The organism is Pseudomonas sp. NBRC 111130 (genome assembly GCF_001320485.1).
Classification (GTDB): domain Bacteria; phylum Pseudomonadota; class Gammaproteobacteria; order Pseudomonadales; family Pseudomonadaceae; genus Aquipseudomonas; species Aquipseudomonas vlassakiae.
This window is the reverse complement of sequence record NZ_BCBG01000020.1, coordinates 51,627-67,173: the sequence shown is the minus strand read 5'-3', so window position 1 is coordinate 67,173 and position 15,547 is coordinate 51,627. Positions and strand designations below refer to the sequence as shown.

The window sequence follows — 15,547 nt, the reverse complement described above, 5'->3', positions numbered from 1 at the left end:
GTAGGACTCATCGCCGCGAAAGGGCAGCAATGACCTGCTCGGCCAGCAGGCTCGTCGAGGCTGGGTTCTGCCCGGTAATCAGCCGGTCGTCGCAAACCACGAACGGCTTCCACGGCTCGTCGGCCTTGCTGTAGTTGCCGCCCCGGGCAATCAGTTCGGTCTCGGTAAGAAAGGGCACGACCTTGTCCAGCTCTGCCAGTTTTTCTTCGGTATTGGAAAACCCGGTGACCTGCCGGTCCTTGAGCAGCAGGCTGTTGTCGCTGAGCTTGATGTTCAACAGGCCGACCACGCCGTGACAGACCGCGGCAACCACGCCGTTGTTTTCATGGATGCTGCGTGCCAGCTCCTGCAATGGCGGGTTGTCGGGGAAGTCGTACATGACACCGTGGCCGCCCGTGTAGTAGATGGCGCAGTAATCACTTGCCCTGACCTCGCCTGGGCTTGATGTTGCGCCCAGACGGTTCATGAACGATGTGTCGTCATACCATTGCCAGTCCAGCTCCGGGGCCATTTGCAGGCTATGCGGGTCGATGGGTACATAGCCGCCATTCGGGCTCACATAATCGACTTCATACCCAGCTTTCAGCGCGACCTCGACAAAGTGCACGGCTTCCCCCAGCCATAGGCCCGTGGCCCGCTTCAGGCTCGGGTACTTGGCGGTGTTGGTCAGTACTACCAGAATCTTCTTGCTCATCACCTCGCTCCCGGGTCTGTCGTCGTGGGGCAATGGGGTCAGTGGCGCGGGGAAAACCTGTTAAGCATAGCTTCCGTTTGCCAAGGCGCTACTTCGGTAACGGGCCTATGCTGGTGGTCGGTGCCTGCGCACGCTGGATGCGCAGCTATTGCAGTGGCAGATGGTCGGGCAGATGATGCGCAAACGGAATCTTCATCCCAACGCAACGGTGGAAACGACAGTGCTGGTAAACGACACGCCGCGCAAACCTTCAGCCCAAGGCATGGAACTCGCCACGCGGCCGGCAACGGCAGCGGGCATGGCTGAGCAGGTCACGCGGTTCGACTGGTGTTACAGCCCGCTCGGGCCGCTGCCGCATTGGCAGGCACCGTTGCGTATCGCCGTCGACATGATGGTGCTTTCGCCGTTTCCCTGCGCGGTGGTCTGGGGCGCCGGGATGACCGTGGTTCACAATGATGCTTACGCGAGTTTGCTCGAATGTGACGGTCACGCCCTGGGGCAGGCGTTCGACAGACTGTGGGCAAAAGCCTGGAAGGTCATTGGCCCTTGCGTGTTCCAGGTGCTTGAAGGGGGGGCGATCTTTGGCGAAGACCAGCCGCTATGGCTGACGAACAAGCAAACGGGCAACAAAGCCTGCTATGTCTTCAGCTACACACCGTTACGCGATGAACAGCACGAAGTGGTCGGGTTTCTGCATACGGTGATCGAAACCAGCGCCAGCGTCGACACGCATCATCAGTGGCGCGAGCAGGCATTGGCGTTCGAGCGCATGATCCAGTCCGTCTTGGCCGATCGTGATCACATCTGGCAACTTTCTCGCGATGCGATGATCGCCGTGACTGCCGACCTGCGGCTGCAAGCGGCCAACCCGACCTGGCAGCGCGTGCTGGGCTGGACCGAAGGCGAGGTGGTCGGTAAGCCGATCCTGGAACTGGTCCATCCTGCGGACAGAGCCGAAGTTGAGGTGGCGGTGATGGAGTTCGTCAACGACTGCGGGCTTGAGCAGCTCGAGACGCGGTTACGCCACAAGGACGGGCACTACCGGTTGTTTCGCTGGACGGCGAGTTTCGACGGCACGCTGCTGACGGCCGTAGGGCGGGACATTTCGCAGGAACATGAAGATATCTTGCGCCACTCCGATAGCCTTTTACGGGTAACCGAGCGGCTGGATGCGGTCAGCCATCTGGCCGGAGGCATGGCCCACGAGATGAACAACCTGCTGTCGGGTATTGGCGGCAGCCTGGAGTTGTTGCAACGACGCATGGAGCAAGGGTGCCTGGAGCACATCGACCGTTATGTGTCCCTGGCCAGCGATTCTGTACAGCGCGCGATGAAGCTCACACACCGTCTGCTGGCGTTCTCGCGTCATCAGCCGCTGTCACCCAAGCCGGTAGACATCAATCGCCAGCTGGCCGCCATGGAACCGCTGTTGCATCAGGTGCTGGGCACTGAAATGCTACTGGGCTTGGAGCTGGACGTACAACCCTGGGCAGTCTGCCTGGATGTTGCGCAGCTCGAAACCGCCATGGTGAACCTGTTAGCCAACGCCCGCGAGGCGTGCCTTGGCCGTGGCGTGGTGACGTTGCGTACAATCAACAAGCGCCTCGAGGCGGCGAGCCCCGACGACCAAGGTGTCCCGCCTGGTGACTATGTCGCCTTGTATGTGATCGACGATGGCCATGGTATGCCCCAAGTGGATCTGGCGCGGGCATTCGAGCCGTTCTTCACCACCAAACCCATGGGTCACGGTGCCGGGTTGGGCCTGGCGATGGTGTATGGCTTCGTCGGCCAGTCGGGTGGCCACGTATGGCTTGAATCAGCACCTGACCACGGTTTCAAGGTCTGCATGTTGTTTCCGCGATGCTTTGAACACGTGGCGCAGCAGCCCCCGCAGCCGGTTCCGGCGGTAACCCGGGCCAGTGGCCAACGGGTGCTGCTGGTAGATGATGATGAAAACCTGCGTTCGGTGATGAAGGAGTATCTGCAGGAACGTGGTTTCGACGTGTGCGATGCGAGGGATGCGAATTCGGCGCTTGATCGCTTCCGCCACCACGGCCCGTTCGACTTGGTCATCACCGACATCGGCCTGCCCGGAGGTTTCAGTGGGCGGCAGGTCGCCAGGGCGATGCGCATGCTTGTGCCGGAGCAGAAAATTCTGTTCATCACCGGGTTCAATGACCAACCGCTGGACCCGCAACTGTCCGAGGCGCCCGGCACGGCGCTGATGCTCAAGCCGTTCGCGTTGGCCAGCCTGATGAGCCAGGCCCTGCTGATGCTGAGCGACTGAACCGGCCCCTTCGGCAACCCACTGGCCAATGCCAGTCACAGCCCCTGCTGCAGGAAGGGATCGTCCGGGTTCTGCCGCTCCAGTTCAGCCAGCAAGACCTGGACATTCTGCAACTGGCCGGACGCTTTCCAGTACTGGATCAGCAGCACCCGCGCCCGGCGGTTGGCTGGCTGGCGGCTGAGCAGGGTTTCCAGTTGTTTTTGCGCAGCATCGGACTGGTCCAGCTCATGCAAGGTGACCGCCAGAGTGTAGCGATAGTCGGCATTCTCCGGCTCCAGTTCCACCGCGCGGGACAAGGCGAGCAGGGCGTATTCACGCTGATCATGGCGGATCAGCCAGAGCCCCAGCTCGTATTGCAGGAACGCTGAGTCCGGACGCAGCGCCAGGGCCTTGGCCAGCACCTGGCGGGATTGCTCGTGATGGCCCTGGCGCTCCAGAAGGCGCACCTGTGTGGCCAGGGCGTCGAGGCCTTCCGGGGCCACCGCGAGGCTGCGCTGCAGGGCAGCGGCGGCCTGATCGTAGTCGTTCTCGTGCAAGTACAGGCGCGCCAGATGCACCTGGGCCTCGGCGTCGTCGGGTTGTTTTTCCAGGGCTTGCTGGTATTGCTCCAGTGCGCTCTGCAACGGGCCGAAGTACAGGCCGATGGCATCGGGGTCGAGACCGAGCAATGCGTCCACGGCGGCGAAGCGCACGCTCTGTTCGTCATCGTCCAGCAACGGCCCCAGCACCAGGCTGCGCTGAGAGGGCGGCAGTAGCTTGCGGATGCTGGCAATGGCTGCGCGACGCACCAGCGGGTCCTCGTTTTCCAGGTCCAGGCGCGCCAGCTTGAGCGCTTGCGGCGAGGGGTAGTTGGGTAATTCGGCATACAGCGCGGCGCGGCGGATCGGCGTCAGGTCATCGCGTTGCAGCTGTTGGTAAAGCACCCGGGCGGCACCTGGCAGGCCGTCATGGGCCTGGCGCAGTGCCTTGCCGTAGCTGTGTGGCGGCAGCACCGGTGGCGCGGGCTTGTCGTCCCGGCGCAGGAAAACGATGGCGAGCGACACCAGGATCAGCAACAACACGGCGATCAGGTAGCGGTGGCGTCTGGGCATCGTACGCAGCGGTCCATGGCGGTCGGAAGGCAGAGCTTGGGGCAGAATGCCCTGGGCTGCAAGCGAACGGGTCGCCAGCGGCCCATAAAAAAGCCCCGCAGACCAAGGCCGGCGGGGCAAACGGTTGGGGGAGGAACCAACCAAAGGAGTCGTTGCAAACAGAGGATCAGCGGGCGCTGGCGACGGTTTCAGGCTGCCAGCCACCGCCGAGGGCCTTGTAGATCGAGACGATGCCGCGATACAGCTCGACTTCACCCTGGGCCTGGGCGTCTTCGGCGCTCAGGCGTTCGCGTTCGGCATCGAGCAGCACCAGGTAATCCACCGTGCCCTCGCGGTAACGCACCGAGGCGAGGTCGGCTGCCTTGCGGCTGGCCTCGCTCTGCCGGATCAGCGACAACAGCCGCTGCTGGGTCTTGTCGTAGTCGCTGAAGGCGTTGGCCGACTCTTCCAGGGCCAGCAGCACCTGCTGTTCATAGTTGGCCAGGGCGCCTTCGGCGTCAGCCTTGGCCCCGCGCAGGCGGGCCCGCACGCTGCCCAGGTCGAAGGCGGCCCAGGTGATGCTCGGCCCCAGCGACCAGGCATTGGCTGCGGAGGAGCCGATCTGTGAGCCACGGGCGGCGGTAAAGCCAAGGAAGCCGCTGAGGCTTACCCGCGGGAACAGGTCGGCAGTGGCTACGCCGACATTGGCGGTGGCGGCGGCCAGCTGGCGTTCGGCGCTGCGGATATCCGGGCGGCGGCGCAGCAACTCGGCCGGGTCGCCCACCGGCAAGGCCTTGGCGATCGCCGGCAAGGCCTTGGGCGACAGGTCGACGCTCAGCGCGTCCGGGCGCTGCCCGAGCAGGGTGGCGATGCGGTGCCGCGCTCGGGCCTGTTCGGCCTGCAACTGCGGCACGGTGGCCTCGACCCCCGCCAGGCGGGCATCGGCACGGACGACGTCGAGATCGTTGCCAACCCCGGCGTCGCGCAGGGTCAGCGTGATACTGCGAGACTCCTGCTGGGTCTTGAGGTTGGCCATGGCGATCTTTTCGCGCAGTTGCGCCCCGCGCAGCTGGCCATAGGCGTCCACCAGCTCAGCGATCAGGCTCACCTGCAGCTGTTGCAGGTCGGCCTGGGCCGCTGCTTCCTGGGCTTCGCTGGCTTCGATCTGGCGCTGGATGCGGCCGAACAGGTCAAGCTCCCAGGCCATGTCCAGGCCCAGGTCGTAGCGTTCCTGATTGACCCGCTGGGTGGTCTGACCGGGAATCTGGCCCTTGCCGATCTCGCTGCTGGCGCGGCTGGTAACCACGGGGAACTGGTCATTGGCGGCGTCATCACGAATCGCCCGTGCCGACTTGAGCCGGGCGAAGGCCACGCGCAGGTCGCGGTTGCCGTCCAGCGATGCCTGCACCAGCTGGTTCAGCACCGGGTCGTCGAACTGCTTCCACCACACGCTTTCGAAGCGGCTGCGGTCGAAGGCCTTGGCCTGCACATCCGTGCTGTCGAACTGCGCAGCTTCGGTGTCCGGGGCCTTGTAGTCCGGGCCGACCGCGCAGGCTGCCAGGGCCAGCGCCAGCAGGCTCGGGGTCAGGGGTTTGAGCAGGTTCATGCATGGTTCTCCAGCACAGGCGCGTGTTCGGCCTTGCGGGCCTGGCGACGCTCGACGAAACGGCGGATCAGGAAGAAGAACACCGGGGTCAGGAACAGGCCGAACAAAGTCACGCCGATCATCCCCGAGAACACCGCCACACCCATGGCATGGCGCATTTCCGAGCCGGCACCGGAGCTGAACACCAGCGGTACCACGCCCATGATGAAGGCGATCGAGGTCATCAGGATCGGCCGCAGGCGCAGGCGGCAGGCTTCCAGCACCGCAGCCAGCGGGTCGAGGCCCTTGGCCTGTTCATCCTTGGCGAACTCGACGATCAGAATCGCGTTCTTGCATGCCAGGCCCACCAGCACGATCAGGCCGATCTGGGTGAAGATGTTGTTGTCGCCACCCGACACGATCACCCCGGTGATGGCCGACAGCAGGGTCATCGGTACGATCAGGATCACCGCCAGCGGCAGGCTCCAGCTCTCGTACTGGGCGGCCAGCACCAGAAAGGCCAGCAGCACGCACAGCGGGAACACGAACAGCGCGGTATTGCCCGAGAGGATCTGCTGGTAGGTCAGGTCGGTCCACTCGAAGGTCATGCCGTTGGGCAGTTCCTGCTTGAGCAGCTTCTCGATCGCCGCCTCGGCCTGGCCGGAGCTGTAGCCTGGGGCTGCGGCACCATTGATCTCGGCGGTGATGAAGCCGTTGTAGTGCATTACCCGGTCAGGCCCGGAGGTGTCGCTGACCTTGAGGAAGGTCGCCAGCGGAATCATCTCGCCCAGGTTGTTGCGCACCTTCAACTGGCCGATCTGTTCGGCATCGAGGCGGAACTGCTGCTCGGCCTGGACGTTGACCTGGTAGGTGCGGCCAAAGCGGTTGAAGTCGTTGGTGTACAGCGAGCCCAGGTAAACCTGCAAGGTGTCGAAGATGTCGGTAATCGCCACGCCGTGGGTCTTGGCTTTTTCCCGGTCGATGGCGGCATCGACCTGCGGCACGTTGACCTGGTAGCTGGTGAACAGGCCCGCCAGTTCCGGCACGTTGTGGCTCTTGGCGATGATGTTCTGGGTTTCCTTGTACAGCGCTTCGTAGCCCAGGTTGCCGCGGTCCTCGATCTGCAGGCGGAAGCCGCCGATGGTGCCCAGGCCTTGCACCGGCGGAGGCGGGAAGATCGCGATGTAGGCGTCCTGGATGTCGGCGAACTTGGCGTTCAGCGCGGCGGCAATCGCCGCAGCCGACTGGCTCGGGTCCTTGCGCTCGTCGAACGGCTTGAGCGGGGTGAACACGATGCCGCTGTTCGGGCTGTTGGTGAAGCCGTTGATCGACAGGCCCGGGAAGGCTACCGAATCGGCTACGCCCGGTTGCTCCAGGGCGATTTCGCTCATGCGCTTGATCACCGCCTCGGTACGGTCGAGGCTGGCGGCGTCGGGCAGCTGGGCGAACGCCACCAGGTACTGCTTGTCCTGCGCCGGCACGAAACCGGTCGGCGTGGAGGCAAAGCCCAGGTAGGTCAGGCCCATCAGGCCGGCATAGACGAACAGGGCGATGCCGCTGGAGCGGATGACCCGGCGTACGCCGCCGACGTAGCCGTGGCTGGCGCGGTCGAAGAAGCGGTTGAATGGGGCAAACAGCCAGCTGCCCAGCAGCCGCTCGAGGAACCGCGAGAAGCGGTCTTTCGGCGCATGGTGGTCTTTCAGCAGCACGGCAGCCAGCGCTGGCGACAAGGTCAGCGAGTTGAACGCCGAGATCACGGTAGAAATGGCGATGGTCAAGGCGAACTGCTTGTAGAACTGCCCGGTCAGGCCGGAAATGAATGCCGCCGGTACGAACACCGCGCACAGCACCAGCGCCGTGGCGATGATCGGCCCGGTCACTTCGCTCATGGCTTTTTGCGTGGCTTCCAGGGGTTTCAACCCCAGCCCTATGTTCCGCTCGACGTTCTCCACCACGACGATGGCGTCGTCCACCACGATACCGATGGCCAGCACCAGGCCGAACAGCGACAGCGCGTTGAGCGAGAAGCCGAACAGGTGCATGACCGCGAAGGTACCGATCAGCGAGACGGGTACAGCTATCAGCGGGATGATCGAGGCGCGCCAGGTCTGCAGGAACAGGATCACCACCAGCACCACCAGCACCAGCGCTTCGAACAGCGTGTGCACCACGGCTTCGATGGAACCACGGACGAACACGGTCGGGTCATAGACGATGCTGTAGTCCATGCCTTGCGGGAAGTCCTTCTTCAGCTCGGCCATCTTGGCCCGCACTTCGTCGGAGATTTCGATGGCGTTGGAGCCTGGCCGCTGGAAGATCGGGATAGCCACCGCCGGCTGGTTGTTCAGCAGCGAACGCAGGGCGTACTGGCTGGAGCCCAGCTCGACCCGGGCAATGTCCTTCAGGCGCGTGATTTCGCCATCGGCACCTGCGCGGATGATGATGTTCTCGAATTCTTCCTCGTTGACCAGGCGGCCCTGGGTGTTGATCGACAGCTGGAAGCTGGTAGAGCCGGGGGCGGGCGGGGCGCCCAGCTGGCCGGCGGCGACCTGGCGGTTCTGCTCGCGAATCGCGGCCACCACATCGCTGGCGGTCAGGTTTCGCGACGCGGTCTTGTTCGGGTCGAGCCACACGCGCAGCGAGTAGTCACCCATGCCGAACAGCTGCACGTCACCGACGCCGCCCAGGCGCGCCAACTCATCCTTGATGTTGAGGATGGCGTAGTTGGACAGGTAGAGCATGTCGTAGCGGTTGTCCGGCGAGGTCAGGTGCACGACCATGGTCAGGTCAGGCGAAGCCTTGTCGACGGTGATGCCGATTCGCGTCACTTCCTCCGGCAGCTTGGGCTGGGTGCGGGTGACACGGTTCTGCACCTGCACCTGGGCGTTGTCCAGGTCGGTGCCCAGGGCAAAGGTGATGGTCAGGGTCAGCTTGCCGTCGGCAGTGGACTGCGAGGACATGTACAGCATGTTCTCGACACCGGTGATAGCCTGCTCCAGCGGCGCGGCGACGGTCTCGCCGATGACCTTGGGGTTGGCACCAGGGAAGTTGGCGCGCACTACCACGGTCGGCGGTACCACCTCGGGGTATTCGCTGATCGGCAGCTGGAACAGCGAGATCGAACCGGCGATCAGCAGCACCAGCGACAGCACCGCGGCGAAGATCGGCCGGGTAATGAAGAATTTCGAGAAGTTCATCGGTGGGGTCCCTTAACCGCGTGGCGCCTGGGCGCTGGCGACTTTTTCAGTGGAGCCGGCCACTTTAGGCGCCGGGTTGCTGGCCTCCAGGGCCTGGCGCTGCTGGGCGAGGGCGGCGAGGGTCTGTTCACTGGCCATCGGGGTTTCTTCCGGGGTCACCGGCGAGCCAGGGCGCACGCGCTGCAGGCCCTTGACCACGATGCGGTCGTCTTTGGCCAGGCCGCTACGGACGATGCGCAGGCCTTCGAGCTTCGGCCCCAGTTCCACGGCGCGGTAGGCGGCGTTGTTGTCCTTGTCCATGACCAGCACGAACTTCTTGCCAAGGTCGGTGCCGACCGCTTCGTCGTTGATCAGCACGGCGTCGTACTGGGCGCTACCCACCAGTTTCAGGCGTGCATACAGGCCCGGGGTGAACTGGCCGTCACGGTTGTCGAACACGGCGCGGCCGCGGATGGTGCCGGTGCGCGGGTTGACCTGGTTGTCGACGAAGTTCATCTGCCCCAGGTGCGGGTTGCCGGTTTCGTTGGTCAGGCCCAGGTACACCGGGGTGCTCTGGCCGCGCTGGCCTTCGCGCGCCAGCTGGGTGTACTTCAGGTACACGCGCTCGTCGGCGTCGAAGTAGGCGTACACCTTGTCGGTGGACACTACGCTGGTCAGTGGCGTGACATCGGCGGTGACGATGTTGCCGGCGGTGAATTCGGCACGGCTGACACGCCCGCTGATCGGCGCGGTGACGCGGGTGAAGCTGAGGTTCAGGCGGGCCAGGTCGAGCTGGGCCTGGATCGCGTCGACGCCGGCGCGGGCTTCGGCAGCGGCGCTGCTGCGCGACTCGGCCAGCTCGGCGGAAATGGCGTTGCTGTCACGCAGGCGCTCGCCACGGCGGGCTTCGTTGGCGCTGCGGATGGCGGTGGCCTTGGCCTGTTGCAACTGGGCTTCGAGGCGACGGACTTCAGCCTGGAACGGGCGCGGGTCGATCTGGAACAGCAGGTCGCCTTTCTTCACCTGGGCGCCTTCGGTGAAGGCCACCAGGTCAATCTGGCCGGAGACCCGTGGCCGCACTTCGACGGTTTCCGGTGCTTCCAGGCGGCCGGTGAACTCGTCCCATTCGTTGATCGGCTGCTCGATGACCTTGGCGACGCTGACCTTGGGCGCGGCGGGAGCCTGCACGGCGTCGGGGGTGCGGCCACAAGCGCTGAGCACCACCACTGCCAGGGCAGCAAGGGGGAAGCGCAAGGGTTTGAGTGAGTGATCCATGGAGAACTCCGCCAATGTATTAGTAGTGGGCGGAGTGTGAGTGTCTTGCGCGCGACGCACGAATCGAACGGAGCGAAAGCTATTATCACGCGCAATGATATGTCCGCATCCAACATCGATGGCGGGCATGTGACGGTGACTGCGGGTAAGCTCTCTAAGGCTGTACTGGCCTTTTCGCGGGCACGCCCGCTCCCGCAGGTCCTGCACCAGCTCTGAAAGAAGTGCGGTCCCTGTGGGAGCGGGCGTGCCCGCGAACAGGCCCGTGCAGCCCCCCCGCACAGCGACTGAAATAGGCCCCACCTTGCACACTTACCACCGCCTGCCCGGCCCCCTCAGCATCGTCCTCCTCGGCGTGCTGCAAATCCTGGTCTGGGGCGGCTCGTTCTTCCTCATGGCAGTGATGGCCGACCCGATCAGCCGCGACACCGGCTGGCCCAGCCAATGGGTCTACGGCGCGCTGTCCCTGAGCCTGATGGTTTCGGCGCTGTTGGCCCCGTTGTCCAGCCGGCTGGTCGCCCGCTACGGCGGTCGCCCGCAAATGGCCGCCAGCGGCGCGGTGGTGGCAGTGGGGTTGCTGATCATGGCCGCCAGCCACACCCTCGGCCTGTTCCTGCTGGCCTGGGCGGTGATCGGCATTGGCATGGCCATGGGTTTGTATGAAGCGCTGTTCGCCACCCTCGGCGGGTTGTACGGCGAAGGCGCGGGCAAGGCCATTACCGGCATCACGCTGATTGCCGGCTTCGCTTCGACACTGTCCTGGCCGACCGTGGCCCTGGCCATTGAACACTTCGGCTGGCGGGCGACGTGCGTGTGCTATGCACTGGTGCTGATGGTGGTGGTGGCGCCGCTGTACTGGCGAGTGCTACCCGCAGGTGGCCGGGTTGAAGTCCCCGCCAAGACGCCGGCAAAAGGCGAAACCCTTGGCGTCGACCGCCAGCTCTACTGGCTGCTGACCAGCATGTTCGCCATTGGCGCGATCATCATGACCGCCATCGCCGTACAGCTGGTGGCCGTCCTTCAGGGGTTGGGTCATTCGCTGCCGGTGGCCATCGGCCTGGCGGCGATGCTCGGGCCCAGCCAGGTGGCGTCGCGGGTGTTGCAGATTCTGGCGGGCAAGCGTCACCCGATCTGGACCGCGCTCGCCTGGGTGAGCCTGGTGTTGATCGGTTTGCTGATGGTGACCTTTATCCCGGCAGCTACGGCGGTAGGCTTGCTGGTGTTCGGCTGCGGCAATGGCCTGCGGGCGATCGTACGCGGGCTGTTGCCGCTGGCGATGATGCCTCCTGCGCAATATGTGCTGCTGATGGGGCGCATGTCGCGGCCGTCGCTGATCGGGCAGGCACTCACGCCCGTGGTGGGGGGCTTTCTGTTCGAGCACTTTGGCTCGATGGGGGTGTTGTTGACCTTGTGCCTGCTGGCGCTGACCAATGTGCTGCTGGTGGGCACGCTGATGCATCGGGTGCGAACCAGCAGCTGAGGCTGCTGGCACTACCGGTTGGCTACCGAGGTTCAGCAGCTACGCGCTGCTACTGGCTTGGCTCGACGATACAGCACGGTGGTCGCGGTGAACCCGCAGACCGCTGCGAACATCAGCCAGTAGGCCGGCGACGCTTTGTCCCCGGTGGCCTGCACCAACAGCGTCGAGACCGCTGGCGTGAAGCCGCCGAACAGCGCGGTGGCCAGGCTGAAGGCCAGCGAGAAACCAACCACCCGCACGTTCGCCGGCATCACCTCGGTCAGCGCCGCGACCATGGCGCCGTTGTACATCCCGAAGAAGAACGAGAAGTACAGCAACACTGCAAGCAGGCGCTCGAAGCTGGCGGCTTCGGCCAGCCAGTGCATGGCCGGGTAGGCGGTCAGTACGCACAGTAGGGAAATCGCCAACAGCTGCGGGCGCCGGCCGATGCGATCGGAGAGCGCGCCGCCGATGGGCAGCCAGATGAAGTTGCTGACCCCCACCAGCAGGGTTACCACCAGGCTGTCGGTAGTGCTCAGTTGCAGCACGGTCTTGCCGAAGGTCGGGGTGTAGACCGTGATCAGGTAGAACGTCGTGGTGGTCATGGCCGCCAGCAGCCCGCCCGCCAGCACCGTGCGCCAGTTGTCGCACATCGAGCGGAACACTTCGGCAGCGCCCGGGTGGTGCCCGCGGGCCTTGAACGCGTCGGTCTCCTGCAGCGAGCGGCGGATGATGAAGATGAACGGGATGATCACGCAGCCGATGAAGAACGGAATGCGCCAGCCCCAGGCTGCCACTTCGCTGGTGGCCATGCAGGCATTGAGGCTATAGCCCAGCGCTGCCGCCACGACGATCGCCACTTGCTGGCTCGCCGACTGCCAGCTGGTGAAGAAACCGGTGCGCCCCGGCGTGGCGATCTCCGAGAGGTAGACCGAAACACCGCCCAGCTCGGCGCCAGCGGAAAAGCCCTGCAAAAGTCGGCCCAGCAGCACCAGCAACGGGGCGAGGATGCCAATGCTGGCGTAACCCGGCACCAAGGCGATCAGCACGGTACCTGCGGCCATGATCGACAGCGTCACGATCAGCCCTTTGCGTCGGCCGACCTTGTCGATGTAGGCGCCCAGCACGATGGCGCCCAGCGGGCGCATCAGGAAGCCTGAGCCGAACACCGCGAAGGTCATCATCAGCGAGGCGAACTCGCTGCTGGCCGGGAAGAACGTCTGCGATATGTAGGTGGCATAGAAACCGAACAGAAAGAAGTCGAACTGTTCGAGGAAGTTGCCGCTGGTCACCCGCAGGATGGCGCCCAGCTTGGCGCCCCTGGTCTGTGTTGTTGTTTTCATCATGGCTACCGTTTTGCTCGCTTTTGTTGTTTTTGAGTGTTCAATCGCTGCCGGCATTGATCGGGTTGGGCTGGCGTTTCTCGATGGCGTGCTTGAGCAACGCCGCGCTGCGGAAGATGCCGTGGGCGAACTTGCTGTAAGGCATGGTCAGGAAGAACGCCATCACCAGCCCCAGGTGCACGGCCAGCAGCAGGCCAAGCGCGCTGGTCTCGCGCCACGCCAGCAGCGCCAGGCCGCTGGCGCTGACCAGCAACAGCAGGGCGATGAAGCCGCGATCCATGGGCTTCTGCTCGGCGTCGCCGTGGTTGGGGTTGCGCCGCAGGTTGAGGTAGAGCAAGCCGGCGGGGCCTGCCAGCAGGCCGAGACCGCCGGCAATACCCAGCAAGACCGGCAGGCTCAGCACCGGGTAAGGCGCCGCCACGCCCAGCAGGTAGTGGTAGAGCGTCGCGGTGCCGGTCGCGGCCAGGCACAGCAGGAAGCCGTAGAAGGTCAGGTGGTGAAAGCGCCGGCGCCACAGGGTGAAGCGGTCATCGGCGTTGTTGCAGCCTTCGCCGTGGCCACCGTCCAGATACTTAAGCTTGGCCACGCTGGCCGTCGCCTCCAGGGCTGCGGCGGTCTTCAGCCCGACGCCTGCCGCAGGGGGCGATACGTCGCGCCAGAACCGCCGCACGCCCAGGCCCAGGGCGATGACCGCAAAGCCGAACACCGCGCCGAACATCATTGCCAGGGTGTTGTGCGGGAAGATCCCGTAGAAGTTGCCGCCGGGCATTGGCGTGAACAGGTTGCCCATGGCCAGCAATGTCAGGCACAGGAACAGTACCAGGCCGAAGCCGCTGGCCAGCGCCAGCGTCAGGCCATTGCGTTGGTACAGCCGGCCCAGGGCACGGGGCCAGGCGTATTCGGCATAGGTGTCGAGGCGCACCCTGGCCATGGCCTTGGGCACATTGACTTCGAACGCATGGGGTGCGGCGTACTGGCAGGCATGCAAGCACGCGCCGCAGTTGTGGCACAGGTTGGCCAGGTAGTGGATGTCGGCCTGGTTAAATTCCAGGCGCCGGGTCATCGCCGGAAACACCGCGCAGAACCCTTCACAGTAGCGGCAGGCATTGCAGATGCTCATTTGCCGTTGCACTTCGCTTTCGTGCACGTTCAGCACCGGGATCAGTTCGCTTTTCTGGGCCTGCGGATCAAACAGCTGCATGACGTGCCTCCCGGGAGTCGACAAAGCCTGCGCTGGCAGCCGCCTGGACACCGGCAATGCGGCCGAAAGCCGTGCCGATGGCCATGCCGATACCGGCGGTGTAGCCCTTGCCCAGTACGTTACCGGCCATCATTTCTCCTGCGACGAAAAGGTTGGGGCTGGGCTTGCCGGCGAAATGCACCGCAGCGCTTTCGTCTGTCCCCAGGCCCAGGTATGTGAAGGTGACGCCTGGCTTGAGCGGGTAGGCGTAGAACGGTGGCTTGACCAGCGGGCGGGCCCAGTGGGTCTTGGCCGGGGTCAGGCCGGCGGTGTGGCAGTCGTCGAGCGCGGTATGGTCGAACGTGCCGACCTGGCAGGCATGGTTGAACGCCTCGATGGTCTGGCAAAACGGCGCTTCTGGCAGGCCCAGCTCGCGCGCCAGTTCCGTCAGGGAGTTGGCCGTGGTGCCTGGGAACACCGGTGGCATGAAACGGCCGATGGCCTGCTGGTCGATGATCGAATAGGCCTGCTGGCCCGGCTGGCCAGCTACCAGGCGGCCCCAGATGGCATAACGCTTGGGCCAGAAGTCTTCGCCCTCGTCATAGAAGCGTTCGCCGTCGCGATTGACCACCACGCCCAGCGACACGCAGTCGATACGGGTGCAGATACCGCCGTCATACAGCGGTGCGCGGGCGTCGATGGCGACCATGTGCGCCTGGGTCGGGTCGCCGATGATATCGGCGCCGAGTTCGCCCAGGCGCTTGAGCAGGATGCCGGTGTTGAAGCGCGTGCCGCGGATCAGGAAGTTGTCCGACGGCCATTCGCCACGGGCGTTCTGGCCCCAGGCTTCACGCAACCACTCGCGATTGGACTCGAAGCCACCCGCCGCCAGCACACAGGCCTTGGCCTGGATGCGTTCTGCTGGTAGTTGCCGGCCCTCGACCTCACGGGCCGGCAGGTGAGCGGCGACGAACCTGCCGTCTTGCAGCTCGATATCGCAGACTTGGGCGTTGTAGCGCACCTGCACGCCGAGCCGTTCGGCACTGCGGAAATAGGCGTTCACCAAGGCCTTGCCGCCACCCATGAAGAACGCGTTGGTCCGCGCCACATGCAGGGCGCCGGACAGCGGCGGCTGAAAATGCACACCGTGGCTGCGCATCCAGTCGCGGCAGCTGGAGGAGGCACGAATGGCGATGCGCGCGAGTTTTTCGTTGGTCAGCCCGCCGGTGACCTTGAGCAGGTCTTGCCAGTATTCCTCTTCGGGGTAGGCGTCGACCAGCACATCCTGGGGCGCGTCGTGCATGCAGCGCAGGTTGCGGGTGTGTTGCGAATTGCCGCCACGCCAGGCCTTGGGCGCGGCTTCCAGCAGCATGACGCTGGCGCCGGCCTCACGGGCCATCAGCGCGGCGCAGAGGGCGGCGTTGCCGCCGCCGATTACAAGAACATCGATCATTTTCGCTCCTCGGTCGCAAGGAGGCATG

At 64.7% G+C, this 15,547-nt stretch carries 10 protein-coding genes; 2 read left to right on the top strand and 8 right to left on the bottom strand.

Translation table 11 applies throughout. From position 1 onward, the window contains the following. Positions 1–7: 7 nt before the first annotated feature. Positions 8–694: a type 1 glutamine amidotransferase domain-containing protein gene (locus APH33_RS11805; protein WP_054885308.1), complete on the bottom strand. Its 687-nt coding sequence runs from the start codon at positions 692–694 to the stop codon at positions 8–10. Between the two features lie 220 nt (positions 695–914). On the opposite strand from APH33_RS11805, the gene APH33_RS11800 reads away from it, so the two are divergent. Further along, complete coding sequence (locus tag APH33_RS11800; protein WP_371263249.1) at positions 915–2,981, top strand: response regulator; 2,067 nt, start codon at positions 915–917, stop codon at positions 2,979–2,981. 35 nt (positions 2,982–3,016) lie between these two features. Here APH33_RS11800 and APH33_RS11795 read toward each other — a convergent pair whose 3' ends face one another. The 4 genes from APH33_RS11795 to mexE form a co-directional block, all read right to left on the bottom strand. After that, positions 3,017–4,072 carry a tetratricopeptide repeat protein gene (locus tag APH33_RS11795; RefSeq protein ID WP_054885307.1) on the bottom strand — a complete coding sequence of 352 codons (1,056 nt, stop codon included), beginning with the start codon at positions 4,070–4,072 and terminating at the stop codon, positions 3,017–3,019. Positions 4,073–4,238: 166 nt separating this feature from the next. Then, the gene (locus APH33_RS11790) at positions 4,239–5,657 is read right to left on the bottom strand and encodes an efflux transporter outer membrane subunit (protein ID WP_054885306.1); all 1,419 of its coding nucleotides are present in this window, start codon (positions 5,655–5,657) and stop codon (positions 4,239–4,241) included. Beyond that, the gene (locus APH33_RS11785; RefSeq protein ID WP_054885305.1) at positions 5,654–8,833 is read right to left on the bottom strand and encodes an efflux RND transporter permease subunit; all 3,180 of its coding nucleotides are present in this window, start codon (positions 8,831–8,833) and stop codon (positions 5,654–5,656) included. The genes APH33_RS11790 and APH33_RS11785 overlap by 4 nt, the downstream gene beginning before the upstream one ends. A gap of 12 nt (positions 8,834–8,845) precedes the next feature. Further along, on the bottom strand, positions 8,846–10,087 hold the full coding sequence (mexE, locus tag APH33_RS11780) for a multidrug efflux RND transporter periplasmic adaptor subunit MexE (protein ID WP_054885304.1): 1,242 nt from the start codon (positions 10,085–10,087) through the stop codon (positions 8,846–8,848). A 352-nt stretch (positions 10,088–10,439) separates the two neighbouring features. On the opposite strand from mexE, the gene APH33_RS11775 reads away from it, so the two are divergent. Then, positions 10,440–11,564, top strand: coding sequence for an MFS transporter (locus APH33_RS11775; protein WP_054885330.1), 1,125 nt, complete (start codon positions 10,440–10,442; stop codon positions 11,562–11,564). Positions 11,565–11,596: 32 nt separating this feature from the next. Here APH33_RS11775 and APH33_RS11770 read toward each other — a convergent pair whose 3' ends face one another. From APH33_RS11770 to tcuA, 3 genes are read right to left on the bottom strand one after another with little or no spacing between them, the layout of a single operon-like run. Then, positions 11,597–12,889 carry an MFS transporter gene (locus APH33_RS11770; RefSeq protein ID WP_054885303.1) on the bottom strand — a complete coding sequence of 431 codons (1,293 nt, stop codon included), beginning with the start codon at positions 12,887–12,889 and terminating at the stop codon, positions 11,597–11,599. Positions 12,890–12,926: 37 nt separating this feature from the next. Next, positions 12,927–14,087 carry a tricarballylate utilization 4Fe-4S protein TcuB gene (tcuB, locus tag APH33_RS11765; protein ID WP_054885302.1) on the bottom strand — a complete coding sequence of 387 codons (1,161 nt, stop codon included), beginning with the start codon at positions 14,085–14,087 and terminating at the stop codon, positions 12,927–12,929. Continuing rightward, entirely contained in the window at positions 14,074–15,519 is a 1,446-nt protein-coding gene (tcuA, locus tag APH33_RS11760; protein ID WP_054885301.1) for an FAD-dependent tricarballylate dehydrogenase TcuA, read from the bottom strand. Before tcuA ends, tcuB begins: the two co-directional genes overlap by 14 nt. Between the last annotated feature and the right edge of the window lie 28 nt (positions 15,520–15,547).